Genomic DNA, 24,710 nt, shown 5'->3' on the forward strand with positions numbered 1-24,710 from the left:
CTCCTGGACTGGTGAGGTGCTGAACGGCGGATACGGGGGAGCGGGCTCAATCCGCCGGTTCGGGCCCCGGTGCGTCGCGACTGCACAGCGCGTCGGCAAGAGCAGCGATCGTCGGTGCGAGGTGTTCGCGTGTCGACGGGTCCAACGCCGCGATCGCTTCGGAGAGGAGCCGTGATTTCGCCGAGCTGGCATGGTTGATCACCGCGATGCCGGCCGTGGTCGCCTGGAGGAGGCGTGCACGACCGTCGTCGGGATCGACGGTGCGCTCGACAAGACCACGCTGTTCGAGATTGGCGACGACCCGCGAGGCGGTGGGCATGCCGACCGACTCGATGTCGGCGAGAGTCGACAGTCGTAACGGACCGTGGTTGATGACGGTCCAGAGTGCGGAGCTGAGGCCGGCGGTGAGGTCGTCGCTGCTGCCGGCGGTCCGCAGCGTGCGAAAGACACGAACGAGGTCCCGGTAGAGCGCGGCGGTCTCGCTGGTGTCCTCGGTCCGCTCCGGCTCTGTGGTCGTGGCGTCGAGCGAAGTCATCTGAGCCTCCTGACGAGCGGTCGTAGGAGGCCCAGATTAGTTGCTTGATGCGAAGTAAACGAATCGTAAGGAAATGGTCACGGTGTTCTCGCGTCTGGCCGTCGTGGCCGCGACCTGGTCATCCGTCGGGATCACCAGTTGTAGTCGAGGAACTTCCCGTCGAAGGTCACGACGACCCGGTCACCGCCCGGGTCGGCGCGACGCGAGATGTCGACCTTGAAGTTGATCGCGCTCATGATCCCGTCGCCGAACTCCTCGTGGATGAGTTCCTTGAGGGCAGGACCGTAGACGTCGAGGGCCTCGTAGAAGCGATAGATGGTGGGGTCACTGGTCGCGGCCTCGTCCGGGGTGCGCGTCGGTTGCTGTCGCAGGCTCTCGGCGACGCCCTCGCCGAGACCGAGCATCTCGACGACCGCCGTCGCCTTGTCCGCGGGGGACCGGGTGTTTTCCGAGGAGTGCCGCCACCGTCCACACCAGCGGCGCATCGATCTTGTCGGCGATGGTCGCCCAGGTGAGTCCCTGCCGGATCCGGGCCGCGACGATGAGGTCGGCGGCGTCGGACTTCGGCATGATCGGGGTGGTCATCGTGTCTCCTCGGTCGGCGCTGATGATGGCCCGTCGACGTGTGGAACTGGCGACGTCGCCGAATCCTGTTGGCACGTCGAGGGATATCTCCACCATGCACAGTTCCCGGCGGAATTCCAAGGTGCCGCTGGAACTCTTGCCAGATTTCACACGGGCGACACCGCGTCACGAGGAAGAGGTAATCCTCCAGAAACATCACCGCACCGGACCGCTCGGGAGAGGTCGATGTAACACCAGGACGTCCCGACGACACATCGTCGACATGTGGTCTCGATTCGATGGAGGCAAGAGTCACGAATCGAAACGCTCGGGAGAATCTCTTGTCTTATGTGAATCCGTCCGAATTCGCGGTGAAGATGGTCGACGCGGGTGAGGCGAAGGTGTTCCTGTCCACCCGCGACACGATCATCCGCGCCTACATGGCGGGCGCGATCCTGGCGCTCGCGGCCGCATTCGCCGTGACGGTCACCGTCCGCACCGGAGAACCGCTGCTCGGGGCGCTGCTGTTCCCGGTCGGCTTCTGCCTCCTGTACCTGATGGGCTTCGACCTCCTCACCGGGGTGTTCACGCTCGTCCCGCTCGCACTGATCGACAAACGACGCGGTGTGACGGTCAGATCGATGTTGCGCAACTGGAGTTGGGTGTTCCTGGGGAACTTCCTGGGCGCCTTCACGGTCGCGGTGATGATGGCGGTGATCGTCACCTACGGCTTCAGTGTCGATCCTGACGAAATAGGGCAGCAGCTCGGTCACATCGGGGAGAGCCGCACGGTCGGCTACGCCGAACACGGGGCTGCAGGGATGCTGACGCTGTTCATCCGCGGTGTCCTGTGCAACTGGATGGTCTCGACCGGTGTTGTCGGAGCGATGATGTCGACATCGCTGCCGGGCAAGGTCCTCGCGATGTGGATGCCGGTGATGGTGTTCTTCTACATGGGATTCGAGCACTCGATCGTCAACATGTTCCTGTTCCCGTCCGGCTTGATGCTCGGCGGCGACTTCTCGATCGGCGACTACCTCGTCTGGAACGAGATCCCCACGGTGATCGGCAATCTCGTCGGCGGCCTCACCTTCGTCGGGCTGACGATCTACATCACCCATGCACGCACCGCCGCCGACCGTCGGCCCGTCTCCCACGATGAGACGACCGAGGTCGACGTCGCCGCGCCCGCGGAGATCGAGGCCGTCAAGACGGTCTGAGGGGAGTTCCGGTTCCCGGGGTCGTGGTCGACGACCCCGGGAACCGCTCGCTCTGCAACGCCCTGGCGTACCAGGCGCCGAGCCCCAGCAGGATCAGACCGGTCACGATGAACACGAGGACCCGGAAGATCCCGTCGAGGGTGGCGAGGTCGAAGAGGAACAGCTTGGCCATCGCCGCGGCGACGAGCACCAGGCCGCCGGTGAGTGCGGCGGTGCGTTCGCTGCCGGTGCGGCGCCGGGCGAGAGCCAGTGCCGCGCCGGCGAGGACGACCCAGCAGGTGGTCGCGACGACATGGCCGCCGAGGAACCCGTCGGGACCGGCGATCAGGACCCCGGAGGCCACGCTGATGGCGGTGACCGCGTACACCACGACCACGGCAGCAGCGCTGTAGGCCACGCGGGCGAGGTCGCCGGCGGTGAGTCGGGTCCACCCGACGGCGATCACAATGGCGCCGGCACCGGCGAGCAGGCTTCCGATCACGATCGACAGCGAGGCGTTCCCCTCGACGAGACGGGCCTGTGCGAGGACATAGGGCGGCATGTCGTCGAGCAGAGCCGCGAATCCGATGCCCCAGATCACGGTGCTCCCGCCCAGCAGGACCAGCGACGTCGCCGACCATGAGCGGGCGACCAGAGAGGTCACCGTGGCGAGGCCCAGCATCGCGGAGACGGCCACCGGCCCGTCGAAACACACGAGGATCGCAACGAACAGCACGACGAGCGAGGTCGCGGTCCAGATCTGCGCGACGACGTCGGGCAGCGGCCCGAGGCGTTCGGTCCGCACCGCCGAGAAGATCACGGTGATGCCGATGACGAGCACGGCGACCGCGGCCTGCAGTGCGACCGCACCCGCGGTGTCCATCACCTCGCCGGCGAGCAGAACCGGAACCGTCGTCGCCGACGCCAGGCCGGCGAGCACCGCACGGAAACGGGTGGTGGGCATCGCCACCAGCGCACCTGCGAAACCGAGGCCGATCACGACGAGTGTGGCACCGGCGAACTGGAAGCCGGTGTGCGCGGTGTTCGTGCCGCCGAGTGCGGACAGACCGACGACGGTGAGCGGGATGGTCGGGGCTGCCAGTCGCACCGCGTGCAACCAGATCCAGTCGCGGCGCCACTGCACCCACGCCGACGCCGCGGCGAGCACGATCATGAATGCGATCAGGGTCATGTCGAGGCCCCCGGTCAGCACCGGGCCGAGGACGATGAGGGGGACCACCACGAGGAGTCCGAGATGCTCACTGCTCCAGCGGTATGCGAGGACCAGGCCGCCGGCGGCCACGGCGCCGGCCACCGCCAGACCCGCCACGACGGGCAGCCACTCGTAGATCTTGGTGGCCGCCAGGACGTCGAGGTACCCGGCCGCGATGCCCGTTGCGGCCGTGGCGATCGCCCCGGTCCGTCCGCCTGACTTGCGGCGCAACCAGATCGCGGTGGAGACGAGTGCAACCGCGAACACCGCGCCGCCCGCGACACGGAACTCCGGGCGCAGGACGCCGGCCTGGGCGGCGAGCACGAGCAGGAGGGCGATGCCGATCAGCGTGACGCCCACCCCGGCGGTGGCGAGGACCTTGCCGACCAGACCCCGCTCGGCCGCTGCCGCGACCCGTTCGGACAACGGGCGCGCGGGCGGACGCGGCGGCCGCGGAGCACTCGGCCGTTGCGCCACCGGGGCGTACACGGGATGCGGCCCCGGAAGCGGCGGAACCGGACGGGCGGGCGGCCCGTAGGAAGAGCTCCCCTGATTCGGCGGCCGTCCGGGTGACGACCAGGCAGTCGGCGGGTGCTGCGCCATCGGCATGGTCATCGGCGGCGTGGTCATCGGCGGCGTGGTCATCGGCGGAGGGGATGCCGGAGGTGTAGGCGCCGAAGCCGCGGTCGGTGAGGTGAGGGGACTCGCCTGAGCCTGCTCCGCGGACCGCTGACCGGTCTGCGCGGCGGGGTTCTCGACTATCCGCCTCAGCTCGGCGAATTCGGCTGAGACCGTGGACATCTGGCGGGCGATGGCATCGAACTCGGTGGAGATCCGCGCGAGTGTCGCGACCCCGGGGTCGCGTCCGAACATGCTGCTGGAAGTGGTCATGCACCGACCCTGTCCGCTCGCGCTCGACGGGACATGAGTAGTGCTACTCAGCGAGGTTGAGGGTTTCGTGCGGCGGGAGACGGGGGTATGCCTCCGGCATGAACGATGTGCACGATTCCACGGACCGCGGTCGGCAGGATGTGGAGAAGAGGTGGCAGGACACCGGCAGCTATCGGTCCGCGGCTCTCTACGTGGCCGCGGTGGTCGCGGTCGGTGCCGTCGCGTGCGCCATCTTCCTCGCCGTCGACCGCACCAACATCATCCTCGCGTCCCTGATCCCCGGCGTGTGTGTGGTCGGGGGTCTCGGCGCGCTGGTCATCGCGTACCGCACCTACCGCCGAGGCGGTACCTGGCCGATGTGGCAGGGCGCCGCCTGGTTCCTCTTCGCGTTGATGCTGGTGACGCTGTCGTTTCCGGCCATGGCCGCGTGACGACCGATGGATTGCCGACCGGTGAGGTGAACGCCTGGAGGTGACTCGGAAGGGTCGGCCGACGCGGCTGGGGCATGATGTCTGCCATGTCGACCCCGTCGCGTACGAGCACGCTTGCCGTCGGCACCATGGTCCTGCTCACGGCCCTCTATTTCGCGCAGGGCCTGCCGTACGGGTTCTTCAGTCAGGCGGTGCCCGTCATCCTGCGGGAGGAGGGGTACTCACTCACGCAGATCAGCGTGTACGGATTGCTGTTCGCACCGTGGGGCCTGAAGTTCCTGTGGGCGCCGTACGTCGACCGGTACGGGACACGACGCCGCTGGCTCCTGACGATGCAGTTGACGTCCGCGACGATCGCGCTCGTCCTGGCCTGTCTCGACCTCTCCGGGACACTCGTCTGGTTGCTCGTCGGCATCGCGGTCATCAACCTGGCCTCCGCCACCCAGGACATCGCGACCGACGGACTGGCGGTGCAGAGCCTCGGACCTCGACAACGCGGCCTGGGCAACGGGATTCAGGTGGGCGCCTACCGGGTCGGGATGATCGTCGGGGGCGGCGGATTGTTGTGGCTCTTCTCGCTCGCGGGCTGGCGCAGTCTCTTCGTCGCGATGTCGGTCCTGCTCGTGGCGCTGACGCTGCTGGTCTGGTTTCTCGCCCGTACTCCCGCGGACACGACGACGCCGTCGGAGGACCGGGGGCATCGTTCGCGACCGTCGCCGGCTCTGCTGCTGACCGGCTGGCTCGCCAGGCTTCGACGTCCCGGAGTCCTCGTGTTCATCCTGGTCGTCGGGGCGTTCAAGTTCGGCAACTCGATGGGATCGGCCCTCGTCGGGCCGTTCATGTCCGACGTCGGGCTCAGCCTGGGGCAGATCGCTCTCGTGGAAGGCGCGCTGTCCTCGGCCGGTGCGCTCGCCGGTGCGGCCCTCGGCGGTTGGCTGGCGTTCCGCTACGGCCGGCGGCCGGCACTGCTGTTCGGCGGTGTCACCCAAACCCTCAGTCTGGCGCTCTATCTGGCGGCCGCGGCGGGCGCCGGCGGGTTCTGGCTCGTGGTGACCGCGAGTCTGGCCGAACACATCCTCGGTGGGGCGGCGACCGTCGCGGTCTTCACCCTCATGATGGATGCGTGCGAGAAGGGCTACGAAGGAAGCGATTACACGCTGTTCGCATGTGCGGTCGTCGGCGTCCAGGGCGCGGCCGGGTTCGCGGCGGGCGTCGTGGGTGATCTGTTCGGATTCCCGGCGTTGTTCGGGATTGCCCTGGTGCTCTCGGGCCTCGGCGTCATCGTGATGATCCGGGCACTGGACCGCGGCATGGGGCCGGCGTCGATCCAGGCGCTCGCGCGGACGGGGTCACGTTCGGCGGGGTGATGGGTTGTGGGGATCCTCCCCAGGGCTTCGTGGCTCGTCGACTTCGATGCGCTCCTTCGTCGCTTACTCAGCCAGCCCGGCGGCTTGCGCTCCTCGCACCTCAGCCGGCAGTGGGGGGATCAGCGACGGCCGGGGATGAGTGTCGCCAGGGCGTCGTCGACGACCCGTTCGAGATCGTCCCCGAGGCTACCGGCGAGGAACTGCTGCGCCAGCTCGGCCATGGCCCCGGTGAAGACGGCCGCCCGCACCCGCCCGGTGAGCGGATCGACCTCCCGGGCGTCGGCTTCGGCGAAGGAGAGTTCGAAGAGCATCTCCTGCGTCGCGGCGCGTCGTTGCGCGAGTACGGGATTGGTGCGTGCCTCAGTGAACAGGATGCGGCCGCGGCGGGGATCCTCGGAGGCGTGGCCGAGGACGGCGAGCATGCCGGCGCGGGTCCGGGCACGGACGGAGCGGCCGGCGGTCGTCATCGCGGCCTCGACCACCGTGCCCAGTTCGGCGGCCGTGGCGTCGTAGACGGCACCGAGGAGCTCGTCGGTGTCGGTGAAGCTCTCGTAGAAGTACCTGGTGTTGAAACCGCAGTGTCGGCACACCGCGCGCACCGACAGCTCGGTCTCGGGTCCGTCGCCCCCGAAGATGTCGAAGGCCGCGGCGACGAGGATCGCTCGTCGCTCTGCGCGGCGGTCCTCCAGGGGAACGCCGGCCCACCGGGTCGGACTGGACATCGTTTCACCATAGACGGACCGATCGGACCTGAGGTAGGTCTGGTCACATGTGTACCCAAAGCGCTAAAGTGGACACAACCGTGACCACACGGCGACCGTGCCCGCACGGCGTCGCCGTATCGGCAGCCGGAGCCGGGACCAGCCCGCCCCGGTGTCGGTACCGAGAAAGGACGACCGATGAACGTGCCTCTGGCGCCCGTACGATTGCCGTCGACCGAATGGGTTCCGCTGGACCTGCCGCACGAGATGCTCGGATCGTGGCTCAACGGCAAGTTCGACGAGAACGTCCGCGCGAAGTTCTTCCGGGGGATGGAGTTCGAGAGTCCGGCCGGTGATCCCGGGTGGTTCGGTCCCGACAGCGCCACCTGGTACGTCCACTCCCACACCCCGGCGCTGATCTTCGGCCTGCAGTGTGCGTCGTACCTCGAACGTCTCGACCCCAGCATCTTCTGGATGGGGATGCATCACTCCCGTCTGGTCCGGCGGCGTGAGGACGGCACCCCGACCATGTCGATCGACCCCGACGGCGCCATGGCCCGCCTCGGGCACTCCCTGGCGTTCTTCATGGGCACCGCCTACGGATCGACGGAAACCGCTGAGCGACTGGCACGTACGGTGCGCGCCATGCACCACACGATCAAGGGGGTCCGCCCGGACGGCGCCACCTACGACGCCGACGACCCGGACTGGCTGCGGTGGAACTACGCGACGGTCGTGTGGGGTATCGCCACGGCGCACGAGATCTACCATCCCCGACCCTTGCGGGGAGCCGAACTCGACCGGTACTACGGGGAGTTCGTGCGCGTGGGGCATTCGCTCGGTGGCACCGACCTGCCGGCCACCAAGGCGGAGACCCTGGAATGTCTCGAGTCGTATCTCCCGCGTCTCGCCCTCACGCACGGCAACGCGATGGCAACAGGCGTCAACGTGAAGAACCCTGCGCAGGCGGCGGTGGACTGGGCGATCCGCGACACCATGCCCCGGTGGGCGAAACAGTTGATCTCCTATGTGCCGCCGAATCCGCTCGAGCGTCGCGCCCGGCGTTCGGCGGTCTGGACCATCATCAACTCGGCGCACCTGTCGATGGGGGAGGCTCCGGAGTTCGCCGCCGCCCGGCGTCGCGTCGCCGGCGGTACCGATGTGCCGCACACCCTTCCGCGCTATGAACTCGGCTCCGACCCCGAGCTCAGTCGCGCAGAGGTCGAGGCTACCTTCTCCCACTAGGCTTCTCACCAGGCCACCACGCCCGCGGGCGGCACATCCTCATCGATGTGCCGCCCTTCGGCTTTCAAAAGTCCATTCCCACAACAACATTCGCTTTCGTGAATCCGGCGTGAGCCGCACTGAAGCGGAAACAGGGAATTCATCTCACGTCACGCCGGTGTAACAAAGTCAAAATACGTTTACCCCCCATACGCCAGATCGCTACCCGAGTAGCGGCGCGTATGTCATCGGGGGGTCACCCGGCGCGCAGGTGCGCCGGGTATCTGTCACGGCCCCGCCCGAGCCGACCTGAGACGTATTGAGAAAGGCCTCCGGATGCCGTTTGATTCTTTGCCGTCCGCCGTCACCCCCACACGCCGTCGGCGGTACGGCATCCTCATCCCCGCGGCACTGTCCGCCGTCGCACTCGCGCTGAGCGCCTGTGGCAGTTCGGCCAGTGAGGACTCGGCATCGAGCGCCGAGTCCTGCGTCGACACCTCGGGCGACACCATCAAGGTCGGCTCGCTGAACTCGCTGTCGGGCACGATGGCGATCTCCGAGGTCACCGTGCGTGACTCGATCAAGCTGGCCGTCGACCAGATCAACGACGACGGTGGCGTGCTGGGCAAGCAGATCCAGCTCATCGGTGAGGACGGTGCGTCCGAGCCCACCATCTTCGCCGAGAAGGCCGAGAAGCTGATCTCGAGCGACTGTGTCGCAGCGGTGTTCGGCGGCTGGACGTCGTCGAGCCGCAAGGCGATGCTCCCGGTCTTCGAGGACAACAACTCCCTGCTGTACTACCCCGTGCAGTACGAGGGACTGGAGTCGTCGAAGAACATCTTCTACACCGGCGCGACCACCAATCAGCAGATCGTGCCGGCCCTGGAGTACCTGAAGGAGAAGGGCGTCAAGTCCCTCTACCTGGTGGGCAGCGACTACGTGTTCCCGCAGACGGCCAACCGGATCATCAAGGCCTACGCCGCGGCCAACGGCATCGAGATCAAGGGTGAGGACTACACCCCGCTCGGTTCGACCGACTTCTCGACCATCGTCAACAAGGTCCGTACCGCCGACGCCGACGCCGTGTTCAACACTCTCAACGGCGACTCCAACGTGGCCTTCTTCCGTGAGTACAAGAACGTCGGTCTGACCCCGCAGGCGATGCCGGTCGTGTCGGTCTCGATCGCCGAGGAAGAGGTCGGCGGCATCGGTGTCGAGAACATCGAGGGCCAGCTGGTCGCGTGGGACTACTACCAGACGATCGACAACCCGACGAACAAGTCCTTCGTCACGGACTACAAGGCGGCCTACGGCGCCAACAAGCCCACCTCCGATCCCATGGAGGCCGCCTATGTCTCGGTCTACCTGTGGAAGAACACCGTCGAGAAGGCGAACTCGTTCGCGGTTGCCGACGTCCAGAAGGCCGCCGGTGGAGTCACTTTCGAGGCCCCGGAGGGTCTGGTGACCATCGACGGCGAGAACAACCACATCACCAAGACCGCCCGCATCGGTGAGATCCGCGGCGACGGACTCATCTACACGGTGTGGGATTCGGGCCAGCCGATCGAGCCGGACCCATACCTCAAGTCCTACCCGTGGGCCGAGGGTCTCAGCAGCTGACACGACGTGACCCGTCTCGAGCCGCGCGCTCGAGGCGGGTCACGCCTGTGCCCTCACCGACACCCACGACGAACGGATGGTGACGTGGAAACCGTTATCGGACAGCTCTTCACCGGGCTCAGTCTCGGCTCGATCCTGCTGTTGGCAGCACTGGGCCTGTCCCTGACCTTCGGTCAGATGGGCGTGATCAACATGGCCCACGGGTCGTTCATCATGGCCGGCTCCTACACCGCGTATTCGGTCCAGGAGTATCTGATCTCGAATGCCGGTGTGTCCCTGATCGTCTCACTCTTCATCGGCTTCCTCGTCGGCGGTCTCATGGGTGTGCTGCTCGAGGTCACCCTCATCAAACGCATGTACGACCGACCCCTCGACACCCTGCTGGTGACGTTCGGCGTCGGACTCATCCTGCAGCAGCTCGCCCGCGACATCTTCGGTGCGCCTGCGGTCGACGTGACCGCGCCGCCGTGGCTGTCGGGCGGTGTCGACATCCTCGGTGCGGTGGTTCCCAAGACCCGCCTGTTCATCATGCTGCTGGCCGTCATCGCCGTGGTCGCGATCGCCGTCACGATGAAGTACACCCCGATGGGGCGTCGCATCCGTGCCGTCGTGCAACACCGCGACCTGGCGGAGACCAGTGGGATCTCCAGCCGCACCACGGACATCACGACCTTCTTCATCGGCTCGGGGCTGGCCGGCGTCGCCGGTGTGGCGCTGACCCTCATCGGTTCGACCAGTTCGAACACCGGCATGACGTACCTGATCGACGCCTTCCTCGTGGTCGTCATCGGCGGCTTGGGCCAGATCAAGGGCGCGGTCATCGCGGCCATCGCCCTGGGCATCCTGAACTCGTTCATCGAATACAACACGACCGCATCGGTGGCCAAGGTCGCCGTGTTCGTGATCATCGTGATCTTCCTGCAGATCCGCCCCCAGGGCCTGTTCACGGTCCAGTCGAGGAGTCTCGTGTGAAGGACTATTTCAGCGGTCACTGGAAGACCTACGCCGGATTTGCCGTCGCGGCGGTGCTCCTGTTCGGAGTCGCGCCCGCGGTGCTCTCCGATTTCCGGCTCAACCTGCTCGGCAAGTTCCTGTGCTTCGGCATCGTGGCGGTCGGTATCGGTCTGGCCTGGGGTCGCGGCGGCATGCTGACCCTCGGTCAGGGTGTGTACTTCGGACTCGGCGCCTACATCATGGCGATGCATCTGAAGATCGCCGACGCGGAACTCCGCGGCGACGACGTCCCGGACTTCATGCAGATCGCCGGTATCCGGGGACTGCCCGGATACTGGAAGCCGTTCGCGTCGCCGGTGGTGACGATCCTCGGCATCCTGTTCGTGCCCACCGTGATCGCCGTCCTGCTCGGCCTGGGTGTGTTCAAGCGGAAGGTGAAGGGCGCCTACTTCGCGATCCTGTCGCAGGCGCTGGCCGCGGCTTTCGCGATCCTGCTCATAGGACAGCAGAGCACCGGTGGCAGCAACGGGCTCAACCGTTTCCGCAGCTTCTTCGGTCTCGCACTCAACGACCCGGTCAACCGGCAGTTGTTGTTCTTCATCGCCGCGGGCACCCTGCTCGTGGTCGTCGCACTCACCCGGCAGCTGATGTACAGCCGCTACGGCGAGCTGCTCGTCGCGGTGCGTGACCAGGAAGAGCGCGTTCGCTTCCTGGGCTACGACCCGGCGAACGTCAAGGTCGTCGCCTACGCGATCGCGGCACTGTTCGCGAGCATCGCCGGCGCCCTGTTCGTGCCGATCGTCGGCATCATCTCGCCCGCCGACGTCGGGATCGTCCCGTCGATCGCATTCCTCATCGGCGTCGCGATCGGTGGGCGCACCACACTGCTCGGCCCGGTCCTGGGCGCGATCGCGGTCGCCTGGGCGCAGACCAGCCTGTCGGAGAACTTCCCGTCCGGATGGACCTACGCCCAGGGCGTTCTGTTCATCGTCGTCGTCGGCTTCTTCCCGGCCGGACTCGCCGGACTCGGCGCTGTGTTCCGGTGGCGCCGTCAGAGACCGGCCGATCCGTCGCCCACCGGTGACATCGACGAGCACACCACCAGCAAGGTAGGAGCCTCCTCATGAGCGGAACCGAGACGAGCACGATCGAACCGGTCGCCGGCGGCAACGCCGGAATGGAGAGCGACTACCTCCAGGTGCGTGGCCTCAGCGTCGAGTTCGACGGTTTCAAGGCCGTATCCGATGTGGATCTGACACTGTTGCAAGGAGATCTGCGCTTCCTGATCGGTCCCAACGGCGCGGGCAAGACGACCATCATCGACGCGATCACCGGCCTCGTCAGGCCCACCGGCTCGATCCAGAAGTCGGGTGTGGAACTCGTCGGCAGGAAGGTGCACCAGATCGCGCGCCTCGGCGTCGGCCGGACCTTCCAGACCGCCAGCGTGTTCGAGGAACTGAGCGTGCTGCAGAATCTCGACATCGCCGCCGGGGCGGGACGGTCGGTGTGGACCATGCTGCGCCGCCGGCCTGCGGAGATCCCCGCGGGGATAGCCGAAGCCCTGGAGACCATCGGCCTGCAGGACCTGCGCGACACCCCTGCCGGTGTGCTCGCGCACGGGCAGAAGCAGTGGCTGGAGATCGGCATGCTGCTGGTGCAGAACGCCTCGGTGCTGCTGCTCGACGAACCGGTCGCCGGGATGAGCCACGAGGAGCGTGAGGAGACCGGAAATCTGTTGCGCCGCATCGGCGGTGAGCGGACAGTCGTGGTCGTCGAACACGACATGGACTTCATGCGGGCGTTCGCGACCTCGGTGACGGTGCTCGCCCGTGGCCAGGTGCTGGCCGAGGGCAGTGTCGCCGAGGTGCAGGCCAATCCGAAGGTTCAGGAGGTCTACCTCGGAACCGCCGCCGGCGGTGAGGAACTCGAGGAGATCGCCGCCGAATCAGCGGACGTGTCCGCCGCGTCGACCGAGAAGAAGGGCTGAGGGGCGAGATGCTGAAACTCTCCGGAGTGCATGCCGGATACGGCCGGACCGAGGTGCTCCACGGGGTCGACATCGAGGTCCCCACCGACGGTGTCGTCGCGGTGATGGGCCACAACGGCGCCGGCAAGACCACGCTGCTGCGTGCCGCCGTCGGCCTCGTCAAGACCACCCGGGGCTCCATCACCTTCGACGATGTCGACATCACCAAGGCTCGTCCGAGCTCGCGGGTGAAGCACGGCATCGCCTATGTCCCACAGGGACAGCAGAGCTTCGGCCATCTGACCACCGCGGAGAACCTGCAGGTGGTGGCCGACGGCCGCAAACGTGGCAAGGAACTCATCGCCGAGATGCTCGACATGTTCCCGGCGCTCAACGAACTGCTCGGTCGACGTGCAGGTCTGCTGTCGGGTGGTCAGCGTCAGCAACTCGCCATCGCCCGGGCCCTCATCACCGAACCGCGCATGCTCATCCTCGACGAACCCACCGAGGGCATCCAGCCCTCGGTGGTCGCCGAGATCGAACAGACCATCACCACCCTCACCCGGCGAGGCGGACTCGGCGTGCTGCTCGTCGAGCAGCACATCGGATTCGCTCTCGAAGCGGCGCAACAGTATTACGTCCTCGAGAGCGGCCGGGTCACCTCGTCGGGCGACGGCGGTACGGCCGCCGAGGCCACCGTGCGCGAGGCCATGACGATCTGACCGCGACCCACGCGAAGGAGTGGATCACACACCTTTCACGTTGAGCAGCTGGGTCAGCACGGCCTCGACCTCGACCAGGTCCCGGGCGTCGTCCATGATCTGGTCGATCGGCTTGTAGGCGTCCGGGATCTCGTCGATCCACTCCGCGCCGTGCCGGTACTCGATCCCGGTCATCGCCGCTTCGAGATCGTCGAGGGTGAACAGCTTCTTGGCCTTGGTCCGCGAGAACCGCCGGCCCGCACCGTGAGGTGCGGAGAACAATCCCGACTCGTTCCCGAGCCCGCGCACCACATACGACTTGGTGCCCATCGATCCCGGGATGAGACCGTGGGTCCCGGCGCTCGCGTCGATGGCCCCCTTACGGGTGAGCCACACCGCCCGGTCCGCGATCTCCACTTTCTCGGTGTAGTTGTGGTGACAGTTGATCCGACGCAGCTCAATCACGTCGACGGGACGAAACGAGTTGTCTCCCAACCATTCGCCGAACACCGTGAGGAACCGGTCCATCATCTCGGCCCGGTTCTCGAAGGCGAACCGCTGTGCCCACCGCAACTCCCGGATGTAGTCTCCGAACTCCGGTGTTCCGGCGGCGAGATGAGCAAGGTCGGGGTGGGCGAGCGGAATGTGCCGACGCCTGCACTGCTCCTGGGCGATCTTGATGTGCTTCTGCGCGATCTTGTTGCCGACGCCACGGCTGCCCGAGTGCAGGAACAACCAGATACTTCCCATGCCGTCGCCCCGGCCTTGATCATCCCCGACCTGCTCGCACAACTCGATGAAGTGGTTGCCGCCGCCGAGTGAACCCAGCTGTTCGCGCCACTTCGGGGAGTGGGACAGGTCGACGTTCTTCTCCGCTGCGGCCTTCTCCAGCTCGGCGATTCGGGACTCGGTGTGTGGGTACAGGACGGCCTTGTTGTAGTTGCCCGGCGACAGCGGGATCGTCGACTCGACGCGACGCCGCAGGTCGGCGAGGTCGAAGCCGGCGATGTCGTCCTTGCCGATCGAGGTCTGCACGCCGATCATCCCGCAGCCGATGTCGACGCCGACCGCGGCCGGGATCACGGCGTCGACGGTCGGGATGACCGTGCCGACTGCGGATCCCTTGCCCGCGTGGGCGTCGGGCATGAGCGCGACGTGCGGATGGATGAACGGCAGTGTCGAGATCCCGTGCGCCTGCGACCGCGTCGTGTCGTCGAGGATCGAGGCGAAGCTGAGTACCTTCGGTGCGATCATCTCGGGCATTGTGTGTTCCCTACGAGAGATGGACCGCGATCTCCGGTCCGAGGGTGTGCGGTGCGTGGAGGGGGAGGCGGTCGCCGCTCCAGAACCGGCCGGGGTCGAACCAGTTGGAGTCCTTGGCGGTGTCGAGAATGCCCATGTCGCGGTAGGTGATCGCGACGACCTCGGCGCAATACGCGGCTTCGAGGCTCACCGGCTCCGGCGCCGAGACCTCGTGCTGCCGTTGGTCACGATGTTCCCGGACCTTGCGATCGAGGTAGGGGATGCCGCGCACCAGGTCGACGGAGTTGGGGATACGACCACGGAACCATCGTCCGGCGAGACGTGCAGTGGTCGGGAACGGGGTGCCGTCGAGTCGCGCGATCACCTTGAGCAGATGGTCTTCCTGCTCCCTGGTGACCTCTGGGCTGAGCTGACGAATCCAGCACGCCTGCTCGTACCGCACCATCCACTGTTCGACGGCCTCGCGCGCATCGTGCAGCTGGACGCCGCGGTGGTTCGACCCGGTCCAGACGTCGGTGAGTTTGTCGCCGAGTTCGGCGTGCCAGAGGAGCGGCGGCAGATCGTCGATGCAGACAGCCATCGCGACATGGTTCACCGGCGCGTTGGTGAGGGTGCGGATGGCGCGGTCGGGGCCCGAATCGCCGCGGAACAGCCAGACGTCGCCGGTGCGGGTGGCCTCGAGCGCGGTGGTCAGCGAGACGCCGCCGGACTCGACGGCGAGGTCGGCGCGGCGCGGTTTTCTCCTGGAGGACACCTCAGCAGGGTAGAGCTTCGTCGGCACTCGCAGCCATCGGTGGCGGTGACGATCGTTCCGATGCGACTTATCCTGCCCCCATGAGGAATCTGTGGAAGTGGCTCGGCCTCGCCGGTGCCGTCGGCGTGACGACCGGCGGTGTGCTGATCGCGCGGGACCAGCGGCAGCGCAACGCCTACTCGGCCGACGATGTCCGCGAACGTCTGCATCGACGCCTGGCGGAGGCCGACACCGCAGGTGGCGGAGACGAACGATCCTGAGGACACTGGTTGGCGAGGTCGGCCCCGCGGTCGGCCGGGCAAAGCCGAACCACAGATAGGGAACACCATGAGCGACAACAGCGGATTCGGCGGCGGACCGTTCAACTTCGGCCCAGAGGACTTCGACCGGTTCGCGCGTGAGGCGGGAGAGGGCCTGCGCGACGTCTTCGGGAAGCTCTTCGAGGGTCAGGCCGGTCCCGGAGCGTTCTCGATGTTCTTCGACGAGGCGGCCCGAGGCCGCACCCGGACGCAGCCGCGTCCGGAGACAGCCGGTGAGACCGGATCGGGTGTGTGGGCCGTGTTCGTCGTCGACGAGGACGGCGGGGCCCGCGTCGAGCAGGTCTATGCCACCGAGCTCGATGCGCTACGTGCCAACAGGAACAACACCGACCCGCGTCGCAAGGTGCGCTTCCTGCCGTATGGCATCGCGGTCAGTGCTCTCGACGAGGCGCTCGACGCAGAACCGGGTGACAACGAGAAGTCGGACTGAGCGCGATCTGGAGAAACGCATGAGGCCGGTGAGTCCGAGGTGGACTCACCGGCCTCATGGTCGTGCGGAGCACTGTTCGTGCTGCCGTGATGCAGTCACGGCACCTCAGGCGCCGGTACTGCTATCAGAGGTTCGCGCCGCAGACCGGCCACGCACCGGGGCCCTGGGTGGCCAGGACGTTCTCCGCAACGCGGATCTGCTCCTCGCGCGAGGCGTTGGCCGGGTTGCCGGAGCCACCGTTGGCCTCCCAGGTGCTCTGCGAGAACTGCAGGCCGCCGTAGTAGCCGTTGCCGGTGTTGATGGACCAGTCGCCACCGCTCTCGCACTGGGCGACAGCGTCCCAGTTGCCGGAGTCGGCCGAGGCGGTGGACGCCAGCATGCCGAACGGTGCTGCGGTGAGTGCGCCGACGACAGCGGCACGGGCGACGAGCTTGGTCATATGCGTCTTGGTCATTCGCATGGTCTTCGTTCCTCCTATCACCACCCGGGGTTGGCAAGGTGGTTGATTTCGGACCGGGGCCGACCATACGGCTTGGTAACGGTCAGGTCACGTCGGCCTCGTGACCTGCGGGATTTTGGTAACGCACGGATAACGCTGTTAGCTTTGGGGTAAAAGCCCAGCGCACTGCGGCATTCCGCGGAGGGGCGCGGAGTCCGGTGTTCGGACGCGTTCGATGACGAAGGTCACACTCGAAATGTGGTGTGGATCACTTGCTCGAGGGGTGTTGCGCGACTAAGGACGCCGTCGCACGGCGATGCGTCCACCGCGTGCGGGGGCGTAGGCAACGCCCCGCGAGAACCAGCGCTCCGCGCGGTCGTCGGTCGGGAGCAGCTCGAAGTCGCTCAGCACGGTCCGGAGCACCACGTCCATCTCCATCGTCGCGAAAGCGGCGCCGATGCAGCGCCGGGTTCCGCCGCCGAAGGGCAACCAGGCCGGTGGCGGTGCGGTGCCCAGGAAGCGGGTCGGATCGAACCGTTCCGGATTGCCGAACTCGCGGCAGTCGTCGTGGAGCAGGGCGATGGAGACCATCACGTTGTATCCGCGCGGGATGCGCCAGCGGCCGAGTTCGAGGTGGTCTGCGACCACGTGCCGGGCGGCGAAGTCGATGACGGGACGGCTGCGCTGGGTCTCGAGAATGGTCGCGTGCCGGTACTCGGTGCCGCCGGAGTCGACCTCGGTGACGAGTTCGGCCAGGGCGTCGGGGTGGCGACGAAGGCGTTCGAACGCCCACGCGAGAGTCGTGCCCGTGGTCTCGTGACCCGCGGCCAGCATGGTGAGCAGCTCGTCGCCGATCTCCTCGTCGTCCATGCCCGTGCCGTCCTCATAGGTGCTGCGCAGCATCAGGGCGAGGATGTCGTCACGCTCGTCCAGGCGTGAGTCGTTGCGCGACTTGGTGATCAGGTCGCCGATGTAGGTCTTGTACTCCGCATGCATGCGGCGGTAGCGGTGGTTGGGATCGAGTGCCCGCAGGGCGTGGGGGAGATTCGGGAAGGTGGCCGCGCGCGAACCGGTGACGACCATCGGCGGGATCATCCTGCGTAGATTCTCGAGGTCCTTGCCCTGAGCGCCGAACACCGCCCGCAGGATCACGTTCAGCGTGATCCGCATCATCGGCTCCATCGAGGCGAACTCGGTCCCGGCAGGCCAGGTCGCCGCCTCGGTCCGGACCTCTTCCTCGACGATCTGCTCGTAGGTCTTCATCCGCTTGCCGTGCAGCGGCGGGGTCAGCAGTTTGCGGCGGGCGCGATGCTGCCTGCCCTCGAGGGAGAAGATCGACCCGGTGCCCAGGATGCGGCCCAGGTTGGGCTGGACGTTGATGACCTTGTCGCCTGCGGTGAACAGTTCGCGCGCGAGTGCGGCGTCGGAGATGACGACCGCCGGGCCGAATACCGGCAGTTTCACCATGAAGGCCGAACCGTGCCGTCGGTGGAGGTGGCCGAAGAAGTGTCTCCGGGAGGTGAGCGCGGCGACGCCCTGAACAGCCGTCGGTAGGTGGGTGGCGGGCGGCAGGATCGCGTTGCCACTCATGACAGGTGTGCTCATCGGGAGTCGAGGCCTTCCGGAAGAGGGTGGTACGTCGGCGTACCAGTGACGGTACGCGGGGGTATCGGGCAGGGCAAGAGGCTTATGCTCGCTGCGTGAACTCGCATCTGTGGCCGGAAGGCGCGTCGTCGACGCGGGAACGGCTCCTGGCGGCGATGCTCGACTGTGTGGCCGGGTCGGGATACCGCGAGACCACCGTCGCCGATGTCGTCCGTGTGGCGCAGACCTCGCGGCGCTCCTTCTATCAGGAGTTCGACGACAAGCAGGACTGCTTCTTCACGCTTCTGCGGACCACCAACACTTTCATGATCTCCGAGATCGCGGCTGCGATAGATCACGCAGCGACCCCGGAAGTGCAGGTGCGGCAGGCGGTTTCGGCCTATGTCCGCACCGGGGAAAGGTACCCCGGCCTCACGCTCAGCTGGATTCGCGAGTTGCCGGCCCTGGGCCGGGAGGCGAAGTCGGTGAAGGACGAGGCGATGGAGGACTGGATCAGGTTGTTCGTCAGCCTGACATCCACCCCGGAGATGGTCGCCGCGGGCGTGTCGCCGATCAGCCGGGAGCGGGCGATGTTCCTGTGGGGCGGGGTGCGCGAGCTGACCGCCGACGCCGTGGAATCGGGCGCGCCGCTGTCGGAGATCATCGAACCCGCGACAGCGGCATGCCTCGCCCTGATCAGGGCCGGCGGAAGCTAGCGCCAGGCGCCGCGCAGATACTGCGGCGGATACGGCGCCTCGTCGCGGGGGAGGCCCAGTTCGTGTGCGGCGCGCTGCGGCCAGGACGGTTCGCGCAGCGCGACCCGTCCGAAGAGGACAGCCGTGATGTCGTCGTCGCCGGCGATCTTCTCCGCCTGATCCGGTTCGACGATGAGTCCGACCGCCGCGGTCGGGACGCCGGAGTCCCGGTGGACCTTGCGGGCGAGGTCGACCTGGTAGCCGGGGCCGACCGGGATGTCGGCGAGTACGTTGCCGCCGGAGGAGACGTCGATCAGGTCGACGCCGCGGGCCGCGAGGATCTCGGCGAGCCGGGCGGTCTGGGCGACATCCCAGCCGCCGTCGCGCCACTCGGTGCCGGAGAGCCGGATGAACAGCGGCTTCGATTGCGGCCAGACGGCGCGGACGGCCTCGACGACCTCGAGCACGATCCGGGTCCGGCCGGTGAAATCGCCGCCGTAGGCGTCGGTGCGGGTGTTGGAGAACGGCGACAGGAACTCGTGCAGCAGATAGCCGTGCGCCGCGTGGATCTCGACGACGTCGAAGCCGGCCTCGTCGGCGCGGCGGGCAGCCTGCGCGAAGGCATCGACGACCTCGGCGATCTGCTCGACCGTGAGGGAAACCGGGTCCGCGAGTCCCTCGAAGGGCACGTCCGACGGGCCGACGGGCGTCCAGCCGCCGTCGTCGAGGGGGATCGTGCCCGAACCCTCGTCGAAGGGCGAGTAGGTCGACGCCTTCCGGCCGGCGTGGGCGATCTGGGTTCCGATGGCCGAGCCCTGCCCGTGTACGAAGTCGACGATCCGGGACCAGGCCTTCGCCTGCTCGTCGTTCCACAACCCGGCGTCCTGGGGGCTGATGCGGCCCTCGGGGACGACGGCGACGGCCTCGGTGAGGATCAGACCGAAACCGCCGGCGGCACGGGCGCCGAGGTGGGCGAGATGCCAGTCGGTGGGTACACCGTCGCCGGCGAAACAGCTGTATTGACACATCGGCGCGAGCCAGATCCGGTTGGGGATCTCCACGTCGCGGAGCGTGATCGGTTCGAAGAGCGCGGTACTGGTCACAGTTGGAGTCAACCGCCCCGGCGGCCGGCTATTCCCGGACGGTAGGTTGTGACTCAGGTCGCAGTGCCGGCGGCATCCGGTGCGCAGTCCCGGCCGATCGAGGTTCTCTGGGAGAGGGGTTCGCGGATGAGCGAGACGACAGACCGGGTGACGGTCGAGGTGGACGGGCCGCTGGGTGTGATCACCCTGTGCGCCGCGCGGCGTCGCAACCCGTTGTCCACCACCACGATGAAGGCCGTGACCGCGGGACTCCGCCGCTTCGACGAGAACTCCGAGGTGCGGGTCATCGTGATCCGCGCGGAAGGCCCGGCGTTCTCGGCCGGTCACGACCTCGGCGAACTCGTCGACCGCACGCTCGACGACGAACGCGCCGTCTTCGACACCTGCGCCGAGCTGATGCGGACCGTCCACGAGGTGCGTCAGCCGGTGATCGCGGAGGTCGCCGGAATGGCCTTCGCCGCGGGGTGCCAGCTGGTTGCGACCTGTGATCTCGCGGTCGCCGGACGCAGCGCGACGTTCTCGACGCCCGGCGTACGGATCGGGCTGTTCTGCTCGACGCCGATGGTCGCCCTGACCCGTGCCGTCGGCCGCAAGCGGGCCATGCACATGCTGCTGACCGGGGACCCGATCGATGCCGAGACGGCCGCCGATTGGGGGCTCCTCAGCGGCGTCGTCGACGATGCCGAACTCGCCACGACGGTCCGCGAGTTGGCACTGCGGATCGCCGGGTCGAGTGCCCGGACGGTGTCCATCGGCAAACAGGCCTTCTACCGGCAGATCGAACTCGACGAGGCGTCGGCCTACCGCGCGATGTCGGAGACGATGGCGACCAATGCGATGACGTGCGATGCGCAGGAAGGGATGTCGGCGTTTCTACAGAAGCGGACGCCCGTGTGGACCGAATAACCCACAAAACCACCACTTTTGGGCAAAGCCACCACCTTCAAGGTGGTGGCTTTGCTGATCTGTGGTGGTTTTGCGGACCGTTCAGTTGTCGATCTGCGCGGTGGCGGTCGCGAAGCGGGCGAGATGTGCGTCGGCGGTACCGAATTCGTACTCGATGGCGGTGAGGCGCTTGAAGAAGTGACCGATGGCCAGTTCCTCGGTCATGCCCATGCCGCCGTGCAGCTGCACCGAGTTCTGTCCGATGAAGCGTGCGGCCCGGCTGATCGTCGCCTTGGCGGCGGAGACCGCGGCGGCGCGCTCGGCGGGTTCGGCGTCGAGCGACAGGATCGCGAAGTACTGGGCGGCCACCGACTGCTCGAGCTGCAGATGCATGTCCACCATGCGGTGCTGCAGAACCTGGAAGCTGCCGATCGGGACGCCGAACTGCTCGCGCTGCTTGGCGTATTCGACGGTGTCGGTGAAGGCCTTGCGCATCAGTCCGACGGCCTCGGAGACCACGGCTGCGGTGGCGGTGTCCCAGGCCTTCTCGAGCAGGTCGATCGCACCGTCGCCGGCGATGAGTGCGTCGCCGGGGAGCCGGACGTCGGTGAACGTGATGTCGGCGGCCGGCCGGTCGTCGATGGTGCGTAGCCGCTGGAGCTCGAGTCCCTGCGGCGCGCCGTCGGCGAGGTCGATGAGGAACAGCGACACACCTGCGGGGTCGTGCGGTTCGCCCGAGGTGCGGGCACTGACGATGAGGTAGTCGGCGATGGGCGCGGTGGTGACCACGGCCTTGCTGCCGTTGAGCACCCATCCCTCGCCGTCGCGGTCGGCGCTCGTCTCGATGCGCGACAGCACGCCGCCCGAACCGTCCTCCAGTGCGGCGAGCGCGCTGAGGGCATCGCCCGCGGCGATACGACCGGCGGCTTCGAGCGCGACCGGATTACCGGTGGAGTGCAGCAGTCCGGCACCGAGAACCACCGAATCGACGAACGGCTCGACGACCAGGGCGTGTCCGAGTGCCTCGGTGACGACCATCAATTCCTCGGCGCCGCCGCCGAATCCGCCGATCTCCTCGGGCAGGCAGGCACCGACGACGCCGAGGTCCTCGACGAAGGCCTTCCAGATCTTGGGCTGCCAGCCCTCGCCGACCTTCGCGGCGTCGCGGCTGACCTGCAGGTCGTAGCGTGCGTCGAGGAACTTGTTGAGTCCGTCGGACAGCAGCTGCTGTTCGGGGGTGAGTGTGAAGTCCATCAGTTTTCTCCTGTGACCCGTCAGAGACCCAGAGCCGCTTTGGCGAGGATGTTTCGTTGAATTTCGTTGCTACCCGCGTAGATCGAGCCGGCGCGGTCGTTGAAGTAGTGCAGCGGAGCGACGGCCTGCCAGGGCTCACCGCTGACGTAGCCGTCGGTGGGCGGCGTGTACTGGAAGATCGGACCACCGGGGCGGGTCGCATGCGGCTGGAAGACGCGGCCATGCGGACCAGCGGCCTCGAGCGCCAGGGTGGTGATCTCCTGGCTCAGTTCGGTTCCCAGGATCTTCAGCATCGACGCGATCGAGCCGGGGTCCTTGCCCGACGTCATCGCGGCGAGCGCACGATACTCGAGGACCTCGAGGATCTTCGCGCGGATCTGGAGGTCGGTGAGCTTGGCCGCGAACGCCGGATTCTCCGACAGCGGGCCCCCGTCGGGTGCGGTCACCGTTGCTGCGTCACGACCGAGCTGCTCAGCCATGACCTGCAGCGCCGGGGCAGCCGCGCCGCCGCCACGCTCGAAGACGAGGAGGTACTTGGCGACGGTCCAGCCGTCGTCGATCTTGCCGAGCACGTTCTTCTTGGGGACGCGCACGCCGTCGAAGAACACCTGCGCCTGGACCTGCTCGCCGGAGGCGAAGACGAGGTTCTGGACCTCGATGCCGGGGGAGTTCATGTCGATGAGCAGGAAGGTGATGCCCTGCTGCTTGCGCTCCTGGCGCGAGGTGCGGACCAGGCAGAAGATCCAGTTGGCCTCCGAGGCGTGGGTGGTCCAGATCTTGGAGCCGGTGACGACGAGGTCGTCGCCGTCGTCGACCGCGGCCATCGACAGCGACGCGAGGTCGGAACCGGACTCGGGCTCGGAGTAGCCCTGGCAGAAGAAGACGCTGCCGTCGAGGATGCCGGGCAGGAAGAAGTTCTTCTGCTCCTCGGTACCGAAGGCCATGATCGCGTGGGAGACCATGCGGATGCCCATCGGCGACAGCGACGGTGCGCCGGCCAGGATCGACTCGCGGCTGAAGATGTAGTGCTGCGACTGCGACCAGTCGCAGCCGCCGTACTCCACCGGCCACGCCGGCGCGGCCCAACCGCGCTCGTGCAGGATGGCCTGCCACGTCATCGAGGCCTCGTGGTCGGAGTAGACCGACGTGCGCAGCGTGCCCGCCGCCCGCAGGTCAGGGGTCAGCTTCTCGTCGAGGAACGCCCGTACCTCGTCGCGGAACGCGGCGTCGGCCGGAGACCAGTTCATGTCCATGAGCGGTGCGCAACCTATCTGTAAACGGTTGTGGTCAGATTGGGGTCGAATGGCAATCTACCGAATGTTCGCTCCGGAGCGTAGCCCGGCTCACGATTCGCTTTCCAGTGTGACGTCCGGGGGGTCGTCCGGGAGCGGTTCCGGCTTCGACGACGACAGCAGGACATCGGCCCAACGGGTCGCCGGATCGATGTCGATGAGCAGTGCCTTCGCCAACAGGGTGAGCGGGACCGCGAGGATCGCGCCCAGTGGCCCGATCGCCCAGGCCCAGAAGATCAGCGACAGGAACGTCAGGGTCGTCGACAGTCCGACGGCATCTCCGACGAACTTCGGTTGGATGACCGACTGGATGATCACGTTGATGACGCTGTAGACCGCGATCACGATGAGCATCTTCACGACCCCGCCGTCGAGCAGGGCGAGGAGCGCCGGCGGGACGAGTCCGATGACGAAACCGACGTTCGGGATGTAGTTGGTGATGAACGAGAGCAGACCCCACAGGATCGGCAGCGGGACCGACAGCAATGCCAGCGCGATGCTGTCGAACACGGCGACGATCAGTCCGAAGACCGTCGACACCCACAGGTAACTCCGGGTGCCCTGCGCGAAGGCGCCGAATGCGGAGGCGATGTCGGGCCGCACGTCGCGCAGGTGTGTCATCCGGTCGTCGAATCCCACCGAGTCGGCCGCCATGAACAGCAACAGGGCGAGTACGAGGACGAGGGCCGACGCGACGCTGAGAGTGCCGGCCAGCACGTCGGTGACCACGTTGACGACCTTGCCGGTGTCTACGTGCGAGATCATGTCCTGGACCTTGTCCTGGCTCACGCCGTGGCTCGTCAGGAAGTCCTGGAAGCTCGTGATGATCTCGTCGAACTCCTCGTCGTAGTCCGGCAGTATCGTCGCGAGCCGGGCCACTGAGAACACCAGCGTCGCGAACAGCCCGATCAGGATGCCGTAGACGAGCACGACGGTCGTCAGGAACGCTGCCCAGCCGGGAAAGCCCTTGGTGCGCAACCATCTCGGCACCGGTTGAACGGCGACGGTCAGCATCAGCGCCAGGAACGTCGGCGCGGCGAACGACGAGACCGCCTTGATGCCCCCGACCGCGACCACCAGGCCGGCGATGGTGATCAGCACTATCGTCCCGCGGGGGAGCGTCCAGGCCGGCGGGTCGGTGCGGTAGGACGGTGCCTCGAGCGCGCGCGTGGTGGTCCTGGAGCGGTTCGTGCCCCGACGTGCCATGCTCTCGCCTCACTCTCGCCCACGACGTGGGTCGTGCCCGGAGTGCGCGACCGTCATCCAGTGTTCAGTACGACGATCTGCGGCGGAGCGCTTTCCGGCGACGACTCCGCGCCTGCTCG

The 24,710-nt window shown here is 67.1% G+C and carries 24 protein-coding genes and 1 pseudogene; 13 read left to right on the forward strand and 12 right to left on the reverse strand.

All coding sequences use genetic code 11. The features are described from left to right. Positions 1 to 46: 46 nt before the first annotated feature. Together NWF34_RS10500 and cynS are read right to left on the reverse strand one after the other, a co-directional pair. On the reverse strand, positions 47 to 535 hold the full coding sequence (locus NWF34_RS10500) for a MarR family winged helix-turn-helix transcriptional regulator (RefSeq protein ID WP_024498277.1): 489 nt from the start codon (positions 533 to 535) through the stop codon (positions 47 to 49). A gap of 131 nt (positions 536 to 666) precedes the next feature. After that, positions 667 to 1,120 (reverse strand): annotated as a pseudogene (gene cynS, locus NWF34_RS10505) (cyanase). A 320-nt stretch (positions 1,121 to 1,440) separates the two neighbouring features. On the opposite strand from cynS, the gene NWF34_RS10510 reads away from it, so the two are divergent. Then, entirely contained in the window at positions 1,441 to 2,319 is an 879-nt protein-coding gene (locus tag NWF34_RS10510; protein WP_024498279.1) for a formate/nitrite transporter family protein, read from the forward strand. On the opposite strand, the gene NWF34_RS10515 is transcribed toward NWF34_RS10510, so the two are convergent. After that, positions 2,306 to 4,402 (reverse strand): DUF2339 domain-containing protein, encoded by a 2,097-nt coding sequence (locus tag NWF34_RS10515; protein WP_258324985.1) that lies wholly within the window; start codon positions 4,400 to 4,402, stop codon positions 2,306 to 2,308. The two genes, NWF34_RS10510 and NWF34_RS10515, sit on opposite strands and share 14 nt — an antisense overlap. A 98-nt stretch (positions 4,403 to 4,500) precedes the next feature. Here NWF34_RS10515 and NWF34_RS10520 point away from each other — a divergent pair, with 98 nt between their 5' ends. Together NWF34_RS10520 and NWF34_RS10525 are read left to right on the forward strand one after the other, a co-directional pair. After that, positions 4,501 to 4,833, forward strand: coding sequence for a hypothetical protein (locus tag NWF34_RS10520; RefSeq protein WP_258324986.1), 333 nt, complete (start codon positions 4,501 to 4,503; stop codon positions 4,831 to 4,833). Between the two features lie 86 nt (positions 4,834 to 4,919). Further along, positions 4,920 to 6,200 carry an MFS transporter gene (locus tag NWF34_RS10525; protein WP_258324987.1) on the forward strand — a complete coding sequence of 427 codons (1,281 nt, stop codon included), beginning with the start codon at positions 4,920 to 4,922 and terminating at the stop codon, positions 6,198 to 6,200. A gap of 119 nt (positions 6,201 to 6,319) precedes the next feature. On the opposite strand, the gene NWF34_RS10530 is transcribed toward NWF34_RS10525, so the two are convergent. After that, complete coding sequence (locus NWF34_RS10530) at positions 6,320 to 6,922, reverse strand: TetR/AcrR family transcriptional regulator (RefSeq protein WP_006435939.1); 603 nt, start codon at positions 6,920 to 6,922, stop codon at positions 6,320 to 6,322. Between the two features lie 177 nt (positions 6,923 to 7,099). Here NWF34_RS10530 and NWF34_RS10535 point away from each other — a divergent pair, with 177 nt between their 5' ends. The 6 genes from NWF34_RS10535 (at position 7,100) to urtE (ending at position 13,387) form a co-directional block, all read left to right on the forward strand. Next, entirely contained in the window at positions 7,100 to 8,146 is a 1,047-nt protein-coding gene (locus tag NWF34_RS10535; RefSeq protein WP_159405336.1) for an oxygenase MpaB family protein, read from the forward strand. 315 nt (positions 8,147 to 8,461) lie between these two features. After that, complete coding sequence (urtA, locus tag NWF34_RS10540) at positions 8,462 to 9,745, forward strand: urea ABC transporter substrate-binding protein (protein WP_006435942.1); 1,284 nt, start codon at positions 8,462 to 8,464, stop codon at positions 9,743 to 9,745. Positions 9,746 to 9,829: 84 nt separating this feature from the next. Further along, positions 9,830 to 10,717 carry an urea ABC transporter permease subunit UrtB gene (gene urtB / locus NWF34_RS10545; RefSeq protein WP_006435943.1) on the forward strand — a complete coding sequence of 296 codons (888 nt, stop codon included), beginning with the start codon at positions 9,830 to 9,832 and terminating at the stop codon, positions 10,715 to 10,717. Then, positions 10,714 to 11,826, forward strand: a complete 1,113-nt coding sequence (urtC, locus tag NWF34_RS10550) for an urea ABC transporter permease subunit UrtC (RefSeq protein WP_258324988.1) — start codon at positions 10,714 to 10,716, stop codon at positions 11,824 to 11,826. Before urtB ends, urtC begins: the two co-directional genes overlap by 4 nt. Further along, positions 11,823 to 12,686, forward strand: a complete 864-nt coding sequence (gene urtD / locus NWF34_RS10555) for an urea ABC transporter ATP-binding protein UrtD (protein WP_258324989.1) — start codon at positions 11,823 to 11,825, stop codon at positions 12,684 to 12,686. Before urtC ends, urtD begins: the two co-directional genes overlap by 4 nt. Positions 12,687 to 12,694: 8 nt before the next feature. Next, positions 12,695 to 13,387 (forward strand): urea ABC transporter ATP-binding subunit UrtE, encoded by a 693-nt coding sequence (urtE, locus tag NWF34_RS10560; protein WP_159405337.1) that lies wholly within the window; start codon positions 12,695 to 12,697, stop codon positions 13,385 to 13,387. Between the two features lie 24 nt (positions 13,388 to 13,411). Here the strand turns inward: urtE and NWF34_RS10565 are convergent, their stop codons facing one another. Next, positions 13,412 to 14,629, reverse strand: coding sequence for an RtcB family protein (locus NWF34_RS10565; RefSeq protein ID WP_258324990.1), 1,218 nt, complete (start codon positions 14,627 to 14,629; stop codon positions 13,412 to 13,414). Positions 14,630 to 14,639: 10 nt separating this feature from the next. Next, entirely contained in the window at positions 14,640 to 15,383 is a 744-nt protein-coding gene (locus NWF34_RS10570; RefSeq protein WP_258324991.1) for a guanylate cyclase, read from the reverse strand. 80 nt (positions 15,384 to 15,463) lie between these two features. On the opposite strand from NWF34_RS10570, the gene NWF34_RS10575 reads away from it, so the two are divergent. Beyond that, positions 15,464 to 15,643, forward strand: coding sequence for a hypothetical protein (locus tag NWF34_RS10575; protein ID WP_006435950.1), 180 nt, complete (start codon positions 15,464 to 15,466; stop codon positions 15,641 to 15,643). 67 nt (positions 15,644 to 15,710) lie between these two features. Beyond that, complete coding sequence (locus NWF34_RS10580; RefSeq protein WP_258324992.1) at positions 15,711 to 16,133, forward strand: hypothetical protein; 423 nt, start codon at positions 15,711 to 15,713, stop codon at positions 16,131 to 16,133. Positions 16,134 to 16,257: 124 nt separating this feature from the next. On the opposite strand, the gene NWF34_RS10585 is transcribed toward NWF34_RS10580, so the two are convergent. Together NWF34_RS10585 and NWF34_RS10590 are read right to left on the reverse strand one after the other, a co-directional pair. Then, complete coding sequence (locus tag NWF34_RS10585; RefSeq protein WP_024498290.1) at positions 16,258 to 16,593, reverse strand: transglycosylase family protein; 336 nt, start codon at positions 16,591 to 16,593, stop codon at positions 16,258 to 16,260. A gap of 273 nt (positions 16,594 to 16,866) precedes the next feature. Beyond that, positions 16,867 to 18,177, reverse strand: coding sequence for a cytochrome P450 (locus NWF34_RS10590; protein WP_258324993.1), 1,311 nt, complete (start codon positions 18,175 to 18,177; stop codon positions 16,867 to 16,869). A 95-nt stretch (positions 18,178 to 18,272) separates the two neighbouring features. On the opposite strand from NWF34_RS10590, the gene NWF34_RS10595 reads away from it, so the two are divergent. After that, positions 18,273 to 18,872, forward strand: coding sequence for a TetR/AcrR family transcriptional regulator (locus NWF34_RS10595; protein WP_258324994.1), 600 nt, complete (start codon positions 18,273 to 18,275; stop codon positions 18,870 to 18,872). Here NWF34_RS10595 and NWF34_RS10600 read toward each other — a convergent pair. Continuing rightward, positions 18,869 to 19,954 carry an NADH:flavin oxidoreductase/NADH oxidase gene (locus NWF34_RS10600; RefSeq protein WP_258324995.1) on the reverse strand — a complete coding sequence of 362 codons (1,086 nt, stop codon included), beginning with the start codon at positions 19,952 to 19,954 and terminating at the stop codon, positions 18,869 to 18,871. The genes NWF34_RS10595 and NWF34_RS10600 overlap by 4 nt on opposite strands. 126 nt (positions 19,955 to 20,080) lie before the next feature. On the opposite strand from NWF34_RS10600, the gene NWF34_RS10605 reads away from it, so the two are divergent. Further along, positions 20,081 to 20,860, forward strand: coding sequence for an enoyl-CoA hydratase (locus tag NWF34_RS10605; RefSeq protein WP_258324996.1), 780 nt, complete (start codon positions 20,081 to 20,083; stop codon positions 20,858 to 20,860). A gap of 81 nt (positions 20,861 to 20,941) precedes the next feature. Here the strand turns inward: NWF34_RS10605 and NWF34_RS10610 are convergent, their stop codons facing one another. From NWF34_RS10610 to NWF34_RS10620, 3 genes are all read right to left on the reverse strand, one after another. Then, positions 20,942 to 22,093 (reverse strand): acyl-CoA dehydrogenase family protein, encoded by a 1,152-nt coding sequence (locus NWF34_RS10610; protein WP_258324997.1) that lies wholly within the window; start codon positions 22,091 to 22,093, stop codon positions 20,942 to 20,944. 20 nt (positions 22,094 to 22,113) lie between these two features. Beyond that, positions 22,114 to 23,346, reverse strand: a complete 1,233-nt coding sequence (locus tag NWF34_RS10615; RefSeq protein WP_006435958.1) for an acyl-CoA dehydrogenase family protein — start codon at positions 23,344 to 23,346, stop codon at positions 22,114 to 22,116. 90 nt (positions 23,347 to 23,436) lie between these two features. Continuing rightward, positions 23,437 to 24,591: an AI-2E family transporter gene (locus tag NWF34_RS10620; RefSeq protein WP_258324998.1), complete on the reverse strand. Its 1,155-nt coding sequence runs from the start codon at positions 24,589 to 24,591 to the stop codon at positions 23,437 to 23,439. Positions 24,592 to 24,710 lie beyond the last annotated feature (119 nt).

Source organism: Gordonia sp. GONU (genome assembly GCF_024733855.1).
GTDB lineage: Bacteria > Actinomycetota > Actinomycetes > Mycobacteriales > Mycobacteriaceae > Gordonia > Gordonia amicalis.

Coding starts and splice junctions, on each gene's coding strand:
- NWF34_RS10565 (WP_258324990.1), bottom strand. CDS start 14,629: ATGCCCGAGATGATCGCACCGAAGGTACTCAGCTTCGCCTCGATCCTC.
- NWF34_RS10515 (WP_258324985.1), bottom strand. CDS start 4,402: ATGACCACTTCCAGCAGCATGTTCGGACGCGACCCCGGGGTCGCGACA.
- NWF34_RS10580 (WP_258324992.1), top strand. CDS start 15,711: ATGAGCGACAACAGCGGATTCGGCGGCGGACCGTTCAACTTCGGCCCA.
- NWF34_RS10620 (WP_258324998.1), bottom strand. CDS start 24,591: ATGGCACGTCGGGGCACGAACCGCTCCAGGACCACCACGCGCGCGCTC.
- NWF34_RS10530 (WP_006435939.1), bottom strand. CDS start 6,922: ATGTCCAGTCCGACCCGGTGGGCCGGCGTTCCCCTGGAGGACCGCCGC.
- NWF34_RS10590 (WP_258324993.1), bottom strand. CDS start 18,177: ATGAGCACACCTGTCATGAGTGGCAACGCGATCCTGCCGCCCGCCACC.
- NWF34_RS10525 (WP_258324987.1), top strand. CDS start 4,920: ATGTCGACCCCGTCGCGTACGAGCACGCTTGCCGTCGGCACCATGGTC.
- urtA (WP_006435942.1), top strand. CDS start 8,462: ATGCCGTTTGATTCTTTGCCGTCCGCCGTCACCCCCACACGCCGTCGG.
- NWF34_RS10575 (WP_006435950.1), top strand. CDS start 15,464: ATGAGGAATCTGTGGAAGTGGCTCGGCCTCGCCGGTGCCGTCGGCGTG.
- NWF34_RS10585 (WP_024498290.1), bottom strand. CDS start 16,593: ATGCGAATGACCAAGACGCATATGACCAAGCTCGTCGCCCGTGCCGCT.
- NWF34_RS10500 (WP_024498277.1), bottom strand. CDS start 535: ATGACTTCGCTCGACGCCACGACCACAGAGCCGGAGCGGACCGAGGAC.
- urtE (WP_159405337.1), top strand. CDS start 12,695: ATGCTGAAACTCTCCGGAGTGCATGCCGGATACGGCCGGACCGAGGTG.
- NWF34_RS10615 (WP_006435958.1), bottom strand. CDS start 23,346: ATGGACATGAACTGGTCTCCGGCCGACGCCGCGTTCCGCGACGAGGTA.
- NWF34_RS10535 (WP_159405336.1), top strand. CDS start 7,100: ATGAACGTGCCTCTGGCGCCCGTACGATTGCCGTCGACCGAATGGGTT.
- NWF34_RS10605 (WP_258324996.1), top strand. CDS start 20,081: ATGAGCGAGACGACAGACCGGGTGACGGTCGAGGTGGACGGGCCGCTG.
- urtD (WP_258324989.1), top strand. CDS start 11,823: ATGAGCGGAACCGAGACGAGCACGATCGAACCGGTCGCCGGCGGCAAC.
- NWF34_RS10520 (WP_258324986.1), top strand. CDS start 4,501: ATGAACGATGTGCACGATTCCACGGACCGCGGTCGGCAGGATGTGGAG.
- NWF34_RS10610 (WP_258324997.1), bottom strand. CDS start 22,093: ATGGACTTCACACTCACCCCCGAACAGCAGCTGCTGTCCGACGGACTC.